We start from the raw sequence: 14,534 nt of genomic DNA, 5'->3' as shown, positions 1-14,534 counted from the left end.
CGGGGGCCGGGTGGTCCTCAGAAGGACGCGGTCAGGCTGGTGTAGAGGGTGCGGCCGGGTTCGTTGTAGGTGGCGGCGCCGGCGCCGGCGATGTTGGCCACGCCCTGGGCGTTGCCGGCGCGGTACAGGCGCTTGTCGAAGATGTTGTCGACGCCGGCGGTGAGGCTGAGGTTCTTGCTGAGCTTGTAGGTGCCGCTGGCGCCGGTCAGCGCGTAGGGCGAGAGCTGGTCGTTGGCGCTGCCGGTCACGCGGTTGCCCTGGTAGTCGTACTTCTTCGGCTTCTGCTTGCCGTACCAGGCCACGCTCAGCTGCAGCGAGAGGTCGTCGCTGGCCTGCCAGTCGAGCATGGAGTTGAGGGTGTACTTCGGCGTTACCGAGAGTACGTCGCCGGTTTCCTTGTTCTTCGACTGCAGCATGTAGGTGAAGTTGTTGTTCCAGGTCAGCTGCGCGGCCAGCGGGATGCTCAGGGTGCCTTCCAGGCCCTCGACCAGCGCCTTGGGCACGTTCTCCCACTTGTAGATCGAGGCGTTGGCGTAGCTGCCGGTGCCGCCGCTGGCGGTGCCCACCGGGGTCAGGCCGGAGTCGATCTTGTTCTTGTAGTCGTTGCGGAAGTAGGTCAGCCCGGCGACCCAGCCGTCGTCCTTGAACTCGATGCCCAGTTCCTTGTTGACGCTGGTCTCGGCCTTGAGGTTCTCGTTGCCCTGCAGGTAGCAACTGGTGCTCTGCCCGTAGCAGCCCTGGCCGCGGCTGTAGAGCAGGTAGTCGGGGTTGAGCTGGTACAGGTTCGGCGCCTTGTAGGCGCGGGCGATGCCGGCCTTCAGGGTGAGGGTGTCGGTCAGCGCGTGGGACAGGTTGAGCGACGGGCTCCAGTTGTCGCCGACGATGCTGTGGTGGTCGAAGCGCAGCGCCGGGGTGAGCATGGTGCCGGGGAGGATCTCGATGTTGTCTTCGGCGAACAGCGAGAAGATCTGCGCCTGCGAGGTGGTGTCGCGGCCGCTGCTGGTCAGGCCTGCGACCGAGCCGCCCTCGGTGGTGGTCTGGGTGTTGGCGCTGGGGTCGTCGAGCTTCTGCTGGTTCCACTCGCTGCCCAGGGTCAGTGTCTGGTCGCGCCAGGCGTGCAGCGGCAGGTTGACCTCGCCGTGGGCGGTCAGGTCGCGCAGGGTCGAGGTGTAGAAGTCGGTGTTGCTGAAGATGCCCTCGGTGCCGCCGGCCAGGCCTTCGTTGATGCGGCTGTTGCGCGTCTTCTCGTACTGCAGGTAGGCCATCGAGCTGCCGAAGTCCCAGTCGCCGCGGTGGGTAACCGAGTAGTTCTCGCGGTACATGATGTTGGTCTCGTGACCCAGCATGCTCTTCACGTTGGCGTTGCTGTTGGTGTTCTGGGTGTCGCCGGTGTAGATGTTGCCCTGGCGGCTGAAGCCGCTTTCGAACTCGAGGCTCTGGTTGGGCGCCAACTTCCAGTTCAGTTGGCCGTTGATGTCCTTGTTGCGCACGCCTTCGCGGCCGGCGGGGAGGGTGCCGGCCTGGTTGCCGGTGCGCGCCGATTCGTGGCCGGCGTTGATGTCCCAGTCGTCGGCGTCGGTCTTGGCCAGGTTGCCGTAGACGCGGTAGCTGAGGGTATCGGTTAGCGGGCCGTTGAGGCCGAAGCTCACGCGCTTGCTGGCGCCTTCGTCGCCGTGCTGCGGGAAGTTCTGGTAGACGGTGAGGTTGCCGTGGGTTTGCTTGGCCGCCTGCTTGGTGATGATGTTCACCACCCCGCCCATGGCGCCGGAGCCGTAGCGCGCCGCCGCCGGGCCGCGGATGACTTCGATGCGCTCGACCTGGTCGGCCGGCACCCAGTTGGTGTCGCCGCGGGTGTCGCGCTCGCCGCGCCAGCCGTAGCGCACCGAGCTGCGGCTGCTGACCGGCTTGCCGTCGACCAGGATCAGGGTGTTCTCCGGGCCCATGCCGCGGATGTCGATCTGCCGGTTGTTGCCGCGCTGGCCGCTGGTGGAGTTACCGGTGAGGTTGACCCCCGGCATGGTGCGGATGATCTGCGAGAGGTCGTTGGCCGGCGGGCGCTTGGCGATGTCCTCGGCGGTGATGACGGACACGCCCGGGGCCTGCTTGGTTTCTTCCTGGGCGGTGGCGACCACGGTCTGGCTGTCCAGTTCGACGGGCTGCTCGTCCTGGCTGGCGGCATGGACGGCGCTGGCCAGCAGGCAGCTGGACAGCAGCAGGAAGGGGACTAGGGGTTGGGCACGGGACGACATCTTCGATCTCCGGAAGTTCAGCCTGAAGGCGAGAGATCGAAGATGATAATTACTCACAATTGCGAGTAAAGCGCATTAACTTTCTAAACACTTCCAGGCCGCCGGCAACAGCAGGTGCAGGCACAGGCCGGGGTGGGCGTTGGTGGCCCACAGGCGGCCGCCCTGTAGCTCGATGGCGCGGCGGGCGATGGCCAGGCCCAGGCCGAAGCCGGCGCCGCTGCCTTCCAGGCGCTGGTAGGGCTCGAAGATGCGTTCCAGGTCGGCCTCGGCCACGCCGGGGCCCTGGTCGCGCAGGCACAGGTGCCAGTGCCGGCCTTCGCGCCAGCCGTCGAGGCTGACGCGGCCGCCCGCCGGCGAATGGCGGATGGCGTTGCGCAGCAGGTTCTCCAGGGCCTGGGCCAGGCTGTCCAGGTGTACCTGCACGCTGCATTCGGTGCCCAGCGAGCAGGGCAGGCGCGCGGGCTCCCAGCCGCTTTCGAAGCAGGCGTCCTCGCGCAGCGCTTCCCACACCGAGAGCACCAGCACCGGTTCGGTGGGCAACTGCGGGCGCTCGGTGTCCATCCAGGCCAGGTCGAGGGTGTCTTCCAGCAGCCGCTGCATGTCGGCCACTTCGCGGCCCAGGCGCTGGCGCAACTGCTCCGGCGGCAGCTCGCCGTCGTGGGCGATGCGCAGCCGCGCCAGGGGCGTGCGCAGTTCGTGGGACAGGGTGCGCAGCAGCAGGCGCTGCTGGGCCAGGCTCTGGCGCAGGCGCGCGGCCATGTGTTCGAAGGCCTGGGCCAGTTCGCCCAGTTCGTCGCGGCGCTCCTGCAGCGGCAGGCCGGGGCTGTCGAGGTCGTCGGCGCGCAGGGCGTCGGCGCGGTCGCGCAGGCGGTTGAGCGGCACCACCAGGTGGCGGTACAGGGCCAGGCCCAGCAGCAGGGCCAGCAGGGTCGGCGCCACGCCGTGGGTGATGACGTGGGTCCAGGGCGTCAGGCCGCTGGGCAGCAGGCGCTCGGGCAGCTGGATGACCAGGCGGCCGTCCTCGGGGCGTTCGGGGAATTCGATGCTGACGTAGGGCAGCTCGTCCTGCAGGCGCCGGCTCATGGGCCAGTCGAGCTTGCGCATGAAGGTCAGGTGGCTGGCCTCCTCGGCGCTCAGCGGCGTGGTGCCGAGGCTTTCCAGGCGCGGGCCGACCAGGGCGACCCAGGTGTCTTCCTCGCGTTCCAGCTGGCGGCGGAAGGCCTCGGCGCCGGCCGCGCCGTTCTGGCGCCAGGCCTGCTCGGCCTGCAGGGCGTAGCGCGCGAGGTAGAGGCGGTCGGCTTCGTCGAGGAAGTAGGTGCTGCGCTCCACCGACAGGCCCCAGTTCCAGATCAGCCAGGTCAGCGTCAGGCAGAAGCCCACCTGCAGCAGGGCCAGCTTCCACAGCAGCGGGTGGCGGCGCATCAGGCGCCGTCCGTTTCGACCAGCACGTAGCCCTGGCCGCGCACCGCCTGGATCTGCAGGTGCTGCGCGCCGATGGCGGCGAGCTTGCGGCGCAGGTTGCAGACGTGCACGTCCAGGCCGCGGTCCAGGCGGGTGTAGGCGCGGTGCAGCACGCTCTGGTAGAGGAAGGCCTTGCTCAGCGCCTCGCCGGGGTGTGCGCGCAAGGTCGCCAGCAGGCGGTACTCGGAGCCGGTGAGGCCGGCGGCGCGGCCCTGGTGGGTGACGTCGCGGGCCTCTTCGTCGAGGGTCAGCTCGCCGTCCCGGGGGGCCTCGGCCGGGCGCCGGTCGAGGGCCACGCGGCGCAGCAGGGCGTCCACCCGGGCGTCCAGCTCGGCCAGGCTGAAGGGCTTGGGCAGGTAGTCGTCGGCGCCGCGGGTGAAGCCGCTGATGCGGTCCTGCTCGGCGCCCAGGGCGGACATCAGCATCACCGGCACGGTCTGCCGGCGGCGCAGTTCGTCGAGCAGGCTGAGGCCGTCGACGCCGGGCAGCATGATGTCCAGCAGCACCAGGTCGAAGCGGCCCTCGCGCAGCGCGGCCAGGCCCTGGGTGCCGTTCTCGCAGGCGCGCACGGCGAAGCCGCGGGCCAGGAAGTGGCGTTCCAGGGCCGGGCGCAGGTGGGCGTCGTCTTCCACGAGGAGTAGTTGCGGTGACACGTGATCAGCCATGGATGAGAACAAAAAGCAATTGCAAATGATCCCACTGGCGGTGGGGGCGGGGCAATGGCTGGGTGCTGGCATTTCGTCGCATCTGAGTGCTGGGGGGATGGGATGGTGCTTTTCGTAGGAGCGAGCTCACGAACAATGGCGTCAGGCCTTGCTCCGGAGCGATGTCGAAGCCCGTCCCCTCTCCCCAGCCCTCTCCCTGAAGGGAGAGGGGGCTTGTCCGTGCCGAGAAGGAGGAATGGTTTCAGTCGGAAACCAACGGTGCTGTCGGCTGACTCCAGAACATCCGTGTCTGCCCAATGGTCCCCTCTCCCTTCAGGGAGAGGGTTAGGGAGAGGGTGCTCTCAGTCTTGGTGCCGAATCCCCATTCGCGAGCAAGCTCGCTCCTACGAAAAGCAGGCTCGCACCCGACTGGCCCCGACGATCAGCGGCGTGCCGCTGTACGGATCGCTCAGCAACGTACAGCGCACGCCATACAGCGCCTCCACCAGTTCCGCGGTCACCACCCGGGCCGGCGCGCCTTCGGCCAGCACCTGGCCGCCCTTCATCGCCACCAGGTGGTCGGCGTAGCGGCAGGCGCTGGACAGGTCGTGGACCACCATCACCACCGTCTTGCCGGCCTCGGCCAGGTGGCGGATCAGTTCGAAGACCTCGATCTGGTGGCCCAGGTCCAGCGCCGAGGTGGGTTCGTCGAGCAGCAGCAGCGGCGTGTCCTGGGCGATGGCCATGGCGATCCAGGCGCGCTGGCGCTGGCCGCCGGACATGGACTCCAGCGGCCGCTCGGCCAGCTCGATGAGGTCGGCGGCGGCCAGGGCGGCGTCCACCACCTTCTGGTCCTCGGCGCTCCATTGCTGGAACAGGCCCTGGTGCGGCTGGCGGCCGAAACGGATCAGCTCGGCCACGGTGAGGCCGTCCGGGGCGCTGGCGTCCTGGGGCAGAAGCGCCAGGCGCCGCGCCACTTCCTTCGACGGCAGGCTGGCGATGGCCTTGCCGTCGAGCAGCACGGCGCCGCCGCTGGGCTTCTGCAGGCGCGCCAGGCCCGCCAGCAGGGTGGATTTGCCGCAGCCGTTGGGGCCGACGATGGCGGTGACCTGGCCGGCCGGCAGGCGCAGGTCCAGGCCTTCGATGATCGGCCGCTTGCCGTAGGCCATGCACAGGCCGCGGGTTTCCAGCGGGGCGACGGGGTTCGGGTTCATGGCTGTCTCCCGGAGGGTTGGCGCAGGATGATCCACAGCAGGTAGGGCGCGCCTATCACCGCCATGACGATACCCACGGGGATTTCGATGGGCGCCAGCAGGGTGCGCCCCAGCCAGTCGGCCAGCAGCGTCAGCAGGGCGCCGGCCAGGGCCGCGTTGAGCACCGGCACGCCGTGCTGGCCGCCCAGGTAGCGCGCCGCCTCGGGGGCGATCAGCGCCACCAGGCCGACCGGCCCGGCCACCGCCACGGCCAGCCCGGTGAGGGCCACGCTCAGCGCCAGGGTGGCGATGCGCATGGCGCCCAGGCGCACGCCCAGGCCGATGGCCACGCTGTCGGAGAAGCGCATCGTCGTCAGCGGCCGCGTCAGCAGGCGCGCCGCCGGCAGGCCCAGGGCCAGGCCGCCGGCCAGCAGCCACACGGCCAGCGGCGGGCGGGCGTTGAGGCTGCCGACGGTCCAGGGGTAGGCGGCGTTGGCCGCGTCTATGTCGGCGCGGGCCAGCATCAGGTTGGTCAGGGCGCCGAACAGCGCGCCTATGCCCAGGCCGACGACGATGAAGCGATAGCCGCGGGCGCCGGCCCCGGCCGCGAGCAGGAAGGTCAGCGCGGCAGCGCTGGCGGCGCCGGTCAGGGCCAGGGCCGAGGGCGCCAGGCTGGTCGGCACCGCGACTATGGAGGCCACGGCGAAGGCGGTGGCGCCGTTGTCCAGGCCGACCATGCCCGGGGTGGCCAGGCGGTTGCGCGCCAGGGTCTGCATCAGGCAGCCGGCGGCGCCCAGGGCGGCGCCGCTGAGCAGGCCGGCGAGCAGGCGCGGCAGGCGCAGTTCGCGCACCAGCAATTGCTGGAAGGGGTCGCCCTGGCCGAGCAGGGCGGCGATGGCCTGGCCGGCGCCGAGGCCGTCGCCGCTCAGGCAGAACAGGAAGGCAGCGGCCAGCGCCGCCAGCAACGCCAGGCCGACCATGAGGCTGCGGCGGTGCCAGAGCAGCGACAGCCGGCCCAGGCGCAGCAGGCCGTAGCCGTGGGGATAGGGCGCGTTCATTGGCGTTGCAGCGTCGGCAGGCGGTGCGAGCGCACCACGGCGATGAGGATGGGCGCGCCGACGAAGGCGGTGACCACCCCTACCGGCATCTCGTAGGGGCGCACCAGCAGGCGCGCGATTATGTCGGCCAGCAGTAGTACGCAGGGCCCCAGCAGCAGGCACAGGCCGAAGCAGCTGCGGATGTCGCTGCCCACCAGGCGGCGGGCGATGAAGGGCACGATCAGGCCGAGGAAGGCGATGGGGCCGGCGGCGGCGTTGGCCGTGCCTACCAGCAGCGCCACCGCCAGCAGGGTGGCCAGGCGCACCCGCTGCGGGTGGTGGCCGAGGCCGCTGGCCACGCGTTCGCCCAGGGCCAGGGCGGCCAGCGGGCGGACCAGCGGCAGCGCCACCAGCAGGCCGAGCAGCAGCCCCGGCAGGCTCCAGTGCAGGGTATCCAGCGGGCGGCCGGCGAGGCTGCCGACCACCCAGAAGCGCACCTCGTCGGCGGTGCGCTGGTCCCACAGCAGCACCAGGCTGCTCAGGGCGGTGAGCAGACCGGAGAAGGCCACCCCGGCCAGCACCAGGCGCACCGGGTCGTCGCCCACCCCGCGCAGGCGCGACACCGCCAGCACCAGCAGGCAGCCGCCCAGGGCGCCGAGCACGGCCACCGCCAGGTTGAGGCCGGCGGCGGTGGCGCCGAGGTTGATCGCCAGAGTCACGGCGAAGGCCGAGCCGGCGCTGACGCCCAGCAGGCCGGGCTCGGCCAGCGGGTTGCGCGTCACCGATTGCAACAGCAGGCCGGCGGCGCCCAGGGCCATGCCCACCAGCAGGGCCAGCTCGGTGCGCGCCAGGCGCAGCACGCCGACGACGAAGCGGGTGTCTTCGTCGGCGCCGCCGAACAGGGCTTGCAGGCTGGCCCAGGGGCCGGCGTCGCCGGCGCCCAGCAGCAGGCTGGACAGGCACAGCAGCAACAGAAGCGAAGCCGCCAGCCCGAGGGCCAGCGGCTGGGGCAGGCGCGCGGGCAGCATCAGTTGGCCAGCGCCTTCTCCACGTCATCCAGCACCTGCTGGGCGGCCAGGTAGCCGGAGCTGCTGCTCCAGATCTGTCCGTCGACGCTGGCCAGGTGCCCGGCCCGCACCGCTTTCAGGCGGGTGAAGGCCGGCTGCCGGCGGGCTTCGGCCAGGGCCTTCTCGCCGTCGGGGTTGAGGGTGGCGAGGAAGATCCAGTCGGCATCGGCCTTGGACAGGTTTTCCAGGCTGAGGATGTCGGTGTGCGGGCGCTGGGTCTGCTGCGCCGCCAGCGGGTTGGGTTGCAGGCCCAGTTGGTCGAGCAACTGGCCGGCGAACAGGTGGCTGGACATCATGATCGGCCCCTGCGGGTTCCAGCGCACCACGCTGAGGCTGGTGTTGGCCGGCAGGCGCGGGCGCAGCCCGGCGATGCGCTGGTCGAGCTCCTGCAGGCGCTGCTCGGCCTCGGCGTTCCTGTCCAGGGCCGCGGCGTAGGTGCGGAAGGCCGCGCGCCAGTCGTCCAGGGCGCCGCCCTTGGGCACCACGGTGGGCGCCATCAGGCTGAGCTTGGCGTACTGCTCGCGGGTCAGGCCGGGGCTGGCCAGGATCAGGTCCGGGCGCAGCTTGAGCACCGCCTCCAGGTTGACCTCGCGCACGGTGCCCACCAGCGGCAGCTTGCCGGCCTTGGCCTTGAGGTATTCGGGGATGTCGCTGCCGCCGCGGCTGGCCAGCGCGCCCAGGGGTTGCACGCCCAGGGCGAGGGCGGCGTCCAGGGTGTTCTCGCCCAGGGCCACCACGCGCTGCGGGTGGTCCTTGACCTGCACCGGGCCGAAGGCGGTGTCCAGGGTGGCGGCGCTGGCGCCGCTGGGCAGCAGGAGCAGGAAGGCGCTGGTGACGGCGGCGGCCGCGCAGGCCAGCAGGCGGCGGGAGAGGGGAAGGGCTCGGGCTTGCATGGAGGTTTTCCTGAGGCGCCGAAGATGGCGGGCGGTTGGGAAACGCCCATAGATACGACAGAAGCGAGTTGGAATCACTCGCATTTACCGTTTTTTTACAACTGCGATGATTTATGTCAAAGCCGCGCGGCAGAGCGCCGCGCGGTTCGCCCGGGTCAGTGGCCGGCCCACACCGCGCGGGGAATGCACACCTGGCCGTCGAACAGCAGGCGTGCGCTGCGCACCAGGCCGCAGCCGGCGATGCGCCCGTCGTGCAGGCGGATTTCCACGCTGAATTCGCCGCTGGGATGTTCCACCGCCAGGCGCCGCACTTCGCCTTCGCCGGCGCGAGCGACGTCCTGCGCCACCGAGCCTTGCACCAGGCAGGCGCTGGCCACGCTCACCGCGCCGAACACGCCGATGGAGGCGTGGCAGCGGTGCGGGATGAACGAGCGGGTGTTGATCGCCCCGCCCTGGCGCGGCGCCGAGACCAGGCACATCTTCGGCACGTTGCGCTGGCCGACGTCGCCCAGGTTCATGCGCGGGCCGGCCTGCAGGCGGATGGACTCCAGGCGCGCCTTCAGTTCGGCGTCGGCGTCCAGTTCCTCGCGGCTTTCGCAGCCGCTGCGGCCCAGGTCCTCGGCGCGCAGCAGCACCACCGGCATGCCGTTGTCGATGCAGGTGACCTCGATGCCGTCGAAGCTGTCGCGGGCATTGCCGGTGGGCAGCAGGGCGCCGCAGCTGGAGCCGGCCACGTCGGCGAATTCCACCACCAGCGGCGCGGCGCTGCCGGGCACGCCGTCGATGCGCGTGTCGCCGGCGTATTCCACCTCGCCGTCGGGCGTGGGGACGTGCGCCACGGCGATCTGCCCGGTGTTCTCCATGAAGATGCGCACCGCCGTGCTGGCGCCGCGCACCGGCACCAGGCCGCGCTCGATGGCGAAGGGGCCGACGCCGGCGAGGATGTTGCCGCAGTTCTGCCCGTAGTCCACCCGCGCCTCGTCCACCAGCACCTGGGCGAACAGGTAGTCGACGTCGGCGTCGTCGCGGCGCGAGGCGCGGACGATGGCGACCTTGCTGGTCAGCGGGTCGGCGCCGCCGAGGCCGTCGATCTGGCGCTTGTCCGGCGAGCCCATCACCGCCAGCAGCACGCGCTCGCGCAACCCGGCGTCGGTGGGCAGGTCGGTGCTCAGAAAGTAGGCGCCCTTGGAGGTGCCGCCACGCATGAGCAGGCAGGGGATGCGCGTCTGGCCCATGTTCAGCCTCCCAGTTCGTCGAGGCTGTCCACGTAGCGCAGGCCCTTGGCGGCCAGGCGCGGGCGCATTTCGTAGATGTCCAGGCCGAGTTCGCCGGCGGCCAGGCGCAGGCGCTTCTGTTCTTCCAAATCGGCGCGCTTGCGTGCGGCTTCCAGCACCTGGGCCGCTTCACCGTGGCGCACCACGACCACGCCGTCGTCGTCGGCGACGACGATGTCGCCGGCGTTCACCAGTTGCCCGGCGCACAGCAGCGGCAGGTTCACCGAGCCGAGCACTTCCTTCACCGTGCCCTGGGCGTTGATGGCCTTCGACCAGACTGCAAAGCCCATCTCGCGCAGGGTGTGGCTGTCGCGGATGCCGGCGTCTATGACCAGGCCGCGCACGCCGCGGGCCTTGAGCGAGGTGGCCAGCAGGTCGCCGAAGTAGCCGTCGCTGCACGGCGAGCTGGGCGCCACCACCAGCAGGTCGCCGGGGCGGCACTGCTCGACGGCGACGTGGAACATCCAGTTGTCGCCCGGCGCCACCAGCACGGTCACCGCGCTACCGGCCACCGCCACGCCCTGCTGGATCGGGCGGATGCCGGTGTTCAGCAGGCCCTTGCGGCCCTGGGCCTCGTGCACGGTGGCCACGCCCAGGCGGCCGAGTTCGTCGATGGTTTCCTGCGCGACACGCGGGATGTTGCGCACCACGATGCCGGTCTTGCCGATCAGCGCGCTCATGCCAGGTTCTCCGTCACGCGCGGGAATACGCTCTGGAAGCCTTCGGCGTAGACGATGTTGCGCGCGCTGGTGATGCCGACGTTGCGCTTGGCCTGCACACCGCGCTGCAGGGCGACGCGGGTGTAGTACTCCCACAGGTGTTCCTGGCCGGCCATGCACTGGATGGCGGCGTACTTTTTGTCCCACACGCCGGTGATGTCGAGGAAGGTGTCCGGGCGCCATTCGCACTGCTCCGGCTGGTGCGGCTCGAAGGCGTACACCGGCGGCGCGCCGACGATCTTCTCGCCCGGCTTGTAGCCCTCGGCCTGGGCGATGATGCGCGCCTCCTGGGCGAGGTTCATGGCCAGCGGGTGGTCGTAGTTGTACGGGTCCTTCAGCGAGTGGCTGAGGACGAATTCCGGCTGCACGCGGCGGAACACGTCGGCCAGGCGGAACAGGGTGTCCTTGTCGGCGCGCATCGGGTAGTCGCCGATGTCGAAGAACTCGACGCTGGCGCCGAGGATTTCGGCGGCGGCCAGCGCCTCTTCGCGGCGCGCGGCCTTGACCTTCGCTTCGCTCATCTCGCCCTTGCGCCACAGCTTGGCGGATTCGCCGCGCTCGCCGAAGGACAGGCAGACGATGTGCACGGCGTAGCCCTGCTCGGCGTGCAGGGCGATGGCGCCACCGGCGCGCCAGACGAAATCGGCGGAATGGGCGCTGACCACCAGGGCGGATTTTTGTGCTGCGTTCATGTGGGTGGGCTCCGGTTGGGAATGTGTCGAGGATGTCACCGAGGGCCGCGGCGGACTAATGCGTTCAGTTGTTGGAGGTATGCGTTCTGCTTATTGCGCTTGTCGGGAGGGCTGGGCATAGTCCCGTCGGAGTAGGGCTGCGCGCCGGGAGGGGATATGAGCGACTTCGAGCTGCCGAACCTGATGCAGGTCCGCGCCTTCGTCCGCGTGGCGGACCTGGGCAGCGTGTCGCGGGCTTCGGAGGCGCTGTTCCGCGCGCAGTCGGTGGTCACCCGCGCCATCTCCGAGCTGGAGGCGCGGCTCGACGCGCCGCTGTTCGAGCGCCACGCCAACGGCATGCGCCTGACCGACTACGGCGACTGCGTGCTGCCCCGCGCGCGCCGCGTGCTGGCCGAGCTGGAGAGCGTGCCCAGGGTGCTGGGCGCGGCGCCGGTGGAGCCGCTGTACCTGTTCCAGGGGCGGCGCCTGGAGGTCTTCGTCAAGCTCTGCGAGACGCGCCACATGCAGACCGTGGCCAGCCACTTCGGCCTCAGCCAGCCGGCGGTCAGCTCGGCGCTCAAGGTGCTGGAGGGCGGCTGCGGCCGGCCGCTGTTCGAGCGCACCCCGCGCGGCCTGCAGCCGACGCGGGCGAGCCACGAGATCCTCTTTCCGATCCGCCGCGCGCTCAACGAGCTGCGCCACATCGAGACCGACCTCAGCGCCATGCGCGGCAGCCTGCAGGGTGTGGTGCACGTCGGCGCGCTGCCGCTGGGGCGCACGCGCATCCTGCCCGAGGCCATCGTCCGCCTCACCGCCGAGCATCCCGGGGTGCGGGTGATCACCAACGAAAGCCCGTTCGACCTGCTGGCCACCGAGTTGCGCGCCGGCGACCTGGACTTCGTCTTCGGCGCCCTGCGCTCGGCGGACTACGCCAGCGACCTGGCCGGCGAGGCGTTGCTCACCGAGGAAATGGTGCTGCTGGCGCGCCGCGGCCACCCGCTGCTGGAAGGCACCCGCGAGCTGGCGGAACTGCAGCGGGCGCGCTGGGTGCTGCCGCGCGCGGGCTCCCCGGCCCGGGGCCTGCTCGACGCCTGCTTCGCCGCCTCGGGCATGGCCGCGCCCTGGCCGGTGGTGGAGAGCGGCGATCTGGCGACCATCCGCGGCCTGCTGCTGCGCTCGGACATGCTCGCGGCGGTGTCGGCGCACCAACTGGAACACGAGATAGCCTCCGGCGAGCTGTGCCGCCTGCCGGTGCAGCTGCAACAGACCACCCGCGCCATCGGCCTGACCTGCCGCAGCGGCTGCCTGCATTCGCCGGTGTCGGCGGCGTTGATGCAGAGCATCCGCGAGGTGGTCCAGGGGACAGGGGCCCCACACCCTGTAGGAGCAACTGTCTTGCGCCGAGGTGCTCTTCGTAGGATGGGTTGAGCTTGCGAAACCCATGCGGTTGCGCTGATGGGTATCGCTTCGCTCAACGCCATCCTACGAAAAGCCGTGCTTCCTGGAACCGTAGCGGGCCCTGCCCGCGATTTCGCACGCAGGGCGCGCTCCTACAGGGGAGTGGCGCGGGTGGGGCAGCGTAGGAGCGGATCTCATCCGCGAATCGCGCCGGAGGTTCCGGCTATCGCGGACAAGGTCCGCTCCTACGGGGGAGAATGCCATGCCTCGCGGAAACCTGTAGGAGCGGGCCCTGCCCGCGATTTCGCGCGCAGGGCGCGCTCCTACATTGGAATGGTGTGGGTGGGGCGGCGTAGGAGCGGATCTTGTCCGCGAATCGCGCCGGAACGCCCGGCTATCGCGGACAAGGTCCGCTCCTACGGGGGAGAATGCCATGCCTCACGGAAACCTGTAGCGGGCCCTGCCCGCGATTCGCGCGCAGGGCGCGCTCCTACAGGGGAATGGTGCGGGTGGGGCAGTCGTAGGATGGGTTGAGCGAAGCGATACCCATCGCCATGGCCGCATGGGTTTCGCAAGCTCAACCCATCCTACGAAGGCGCCTCGGCGTGGGGCCTACAGCAGGCTCAGCGGATAGCTGACGATCAACCGGTTCTCGTCGAAGCTGTTGGTCCGCCCCCAGTCGCGGCGCATGTTGGAATTGCGCCATTTGACGTTCAGCGTCTTCAGCGGTCCGGACTGCACGGTGTAGGCCAGCTCGCTCTCGCGGGCCCATTCGGTGCCGTCGTCGGTGCTGGCGTTGTGCACGTTGTCGCCGTGGATGTAGCGGTTCATCAGGGTCAGGCCGGGCACGCCCAGGGCCGCGAAATCGAAGTCATGGCGCAACTGCCAGGAATGCTCTTTCGCGCTTTCGAAGCTGGAGCCGAAGGCGTCGTTGGCCAGGGTGCCGCCGCTGGCGCCGTTGACGCGGAACCACTCGTCGTCGCCCATGACCTTCTGCAGGCCGACGTAGAAGGTGTTGCCGCCGACCTTCGCCGAGAACATCCCCGAAGCGGTGCGGTTGTCCAGGTCGCCGGCCTTGGCGCTGCCGTCTTCCCGGCCCCAGAAGTAGCCCAGGTTGGCGCCCAGCACCCAGTCGCCCAGCGGCTGGAAGTGCTGCACCTGCAGGTACTGCTGCTGGTAGATGTCCTTCAGCTCGGCGTTCCACAGGCCGACCAGGGTGCGCTCGTGGTTGAAGCGGTATTCGCCGCCGACGAAGTCGAAGCGGTCGGAGGTGTAGGCCGTGCGGTTGAACAGGCTCATGTCCTCCATGCTGGCGTCGTTGCGCGGGCTGTTCTGGCGGAATTCGCCGCCGTAGAGGGTCAGCCCGGCGAGTTCCTTCGAGGTGAGCTGCGCGCCCTGGAAGGTCTGCGTCAGCGAGCGGCCGTCGTCGGAACGCAGGATCGGCAGCGCCGGGGCCCATTCGCCGACTTTCAGTTCGGTCTTCGATACCCGCGCCTTGCCGGCCACCGCCAGGCGGCCGAAATCATCGGCCGGGCGGCCATCGTCGTGCACCGGCAGCAGCTGGGTGCCGGCGGTGCCTTTGCCGCCATCGAGCTTGATGCTGTACAGGCCGAGCACGTCCAGGCCCAGGCCGACGGTGCCCTGGGTGAAGCCGGACTTGAAGTCGAGGATGAAGCTCTGCGTCCATTCCTCGGCCTTGCCCTGGGCGGCGTCGCCGGTGTAGTCACGGTTCATGTAGAAGTTGCGCAGGGTCAGGCTGGACTTGGCGTCGTCGAGGAAGCCTTCGGCCAGGGCCTCCAGCGGCAGGGCCGAGGCCAGGGCCAGGGTGCAGACGAGACGGTGCTTATGGGACGGGCGGATCATTGTTGTTGTTCTCCGTTTCTTGGGCAAAGCGTCGCCGGCCAGCGGCGCGGTGGCGTCGCTGGTGG

12 protein-coding genes are annotated in these 14,534 nt (G+C 70.2%); 1 reads left to right on the top strand and 11 read right to left on the bottom strand.

The annotated features are described in order from the left end of the window. Nucleotides 1-17: 17 nt before the first annotated feature. The 10 genes from PM1_RS23465 to galB form a co-directional block, all read right to left on the bottom strand. Nucleotides 18-2,249 (bottom strand): TonB-dependent siderophore receptor, encoded by a 2,232-nt coding sequence (locus PM1_RS23465; RefSeq protein ID WP_009618335.1) that lies wholly within the window; start codon nt 2,247-2,249, stop codon nt 18-20. 75 nt (nt 2,250-2,324) lie between these two features. Beyond that, a complete protein-coding gene (locus PM1_RS23460) occupies nt 2,325-3,671 on the bottom strand; it encodes a HAMP domain-containing sensor histidine kinase (RefSeq protein WP_009618337.1) in 1,347 nt (448 codons plus the stop codon). Then, on the bottom strand, nt 3,671-4,375 hold the full coding sequence (locus tag PM1_RS23455) for a response regulator transcription factor (protein WP_009618339.1): 705 nt from the start codon (nt 4,373-4,375) through the stop codon (nt 3,671-3,673). The genes PM1_RS23460 and PM1_RS23455 overlap by 1 nt, the downstream gene beginning before the upstream one ends. A gap of 383 nt (nt 4,376-4,758) precedes the next feature. Next, complete coding sequence (locus PM1_RS23450; RefSeq protein WP_009618342.1) at nt 4,759-5,568, bottom strand: ABC transporter ATP-binding protein; 810 nt, start codon at nt 5,566-5,568, stop codon at nt 4,759-4,761. After that, a complete protein-coding gene (locus tag PM1_RS23445; protein ID WP_009618344.1) occupies nt 5,565-6,605 on the bottom strand; it encodes a FecCD family ABC transporter permease in 1,041 nt (346 codons plus the stop codon). Before PM1_RS23445 ends, PM1_RS23450 begins: the two co-directional genes overlap by 4 nt. Continuing rightward, nucleotides 6,602-7,612 (bottom strand): FecCD family ABC transporter permease, encoded by a 1,011-nt coding sequence (locus PM1_RS23440; RefSeq protein ID WP_009618346.1) that lies wholly within the window; start codon nt 7,610-7,612, stop codon nt 6,602-6,604. Before PM1_RS23440 ends, PM1_RS23445 begins: the two co-directional genes overlap by 4 nt. Then, nucleotides 7,612-8,544 (bottom strand): ABC transporter substrate-binding protein, encoded by a 933-nt coding sequence (locus PM1_RS23435; protein WP_009618348.1) that lies wholly within the window; start codon nt 8,542-8,544, stop codon nt 7,612-7,614. Before PM1_RS23435 ends, PM1_RS23440 begins: the two co-directional genes overlap by 1 nt. Nucleotides 8,545-8,699: 155 nt before the next feature. Further along, the gene (locus PM1_RS23430; protein ID WP_009618357.1) at nt 8,700-9,779 is read right to left on the bottom strand and encodes a 4-oxalomesaconate tautomerase; all 1,080 of its coding nucleotides are present in this window, start codon (nt 9,777-9,779) and stop codon (nt 8,700-8,702) included. Nucleotides 9,780-9,781: 2 nt separating this feature from the next. Beyond that, complete coding sequence (locus tag PM1_RS23425) at nt 9,782-10,498, bottom strand: 4-carboxy-4-hydroxy-2-oxoadipate aldolase/oxaloacetate decarboxylase (RefSeq protein WP_009618359.1); 717 nt, start codon at nt 10,496-10,498, stop codon at nt 9,782-9,784. Continuing rightward, on the bottom strand, nt 10,495-11,229 hold the full coding sequence (gene galB / locus PM1_RS23420) for a 4-oxalmesaconate hydratase (RefSeq protein ID WP_009618360.1): 735 nt from the start codon (nt 11,227-11,229) through the stop codon (nt 10,495-10,497). The genes PM1_RS23425 and galB overlap by 4 nt, the downstream gene beginning before the upstream one ends. A 156-nt stretch (nt 11,230-11,385) precedes the next feature. Here galB and PM1_RS23415 point away from each other — a divergent pair, with 156 nt between their 5' ends. Beyond that, nucleotides 11,386-12,636, top strand: a complete 1,251-nt coding sequence (locus PM1_RS23415; protein ID WP_009618363.1) for a LysR family transcriptional regulator — start codon at nt 11,386-11,388, stop codon at nt 12,634-12,636. 582 nt (nt 12,637-13,218) lie between these two features. On the opposite strand, the gene PM1_RS23410 is transcribed toward PM1_RS23415, so the two are convergent. Next, nucleotides 13,219-14,469, bottom strand: a complete 1,251-nt coding sequence (locus tag PM1_RS23410; RefSeq protein WP_009618365.1) for an OprD family porin — start codon at nt 14,467-14,469, stop codon at nt 13,219-13,221. Nucleotides 14,470-14,534 lie beyond the last annotated feature (65 nt).

The sequence above is a fragment of the Pseudomonas sp. M1 genome (genome assembly GCF_022760135.1).
Classification (GTDB): domain Bacteria; phylum Pseudomonadota; class Gammaproteobacteria; order Pseudomonadales; family Pseudomonadaceae; genus Pseudomonas; species Pseudomonas citronellolis.
The sequence above is the reverse complement of the archived record's forward strand: the minus strand, read 5'-3'. Positions and strand labels throughout refer to the sequence as shown.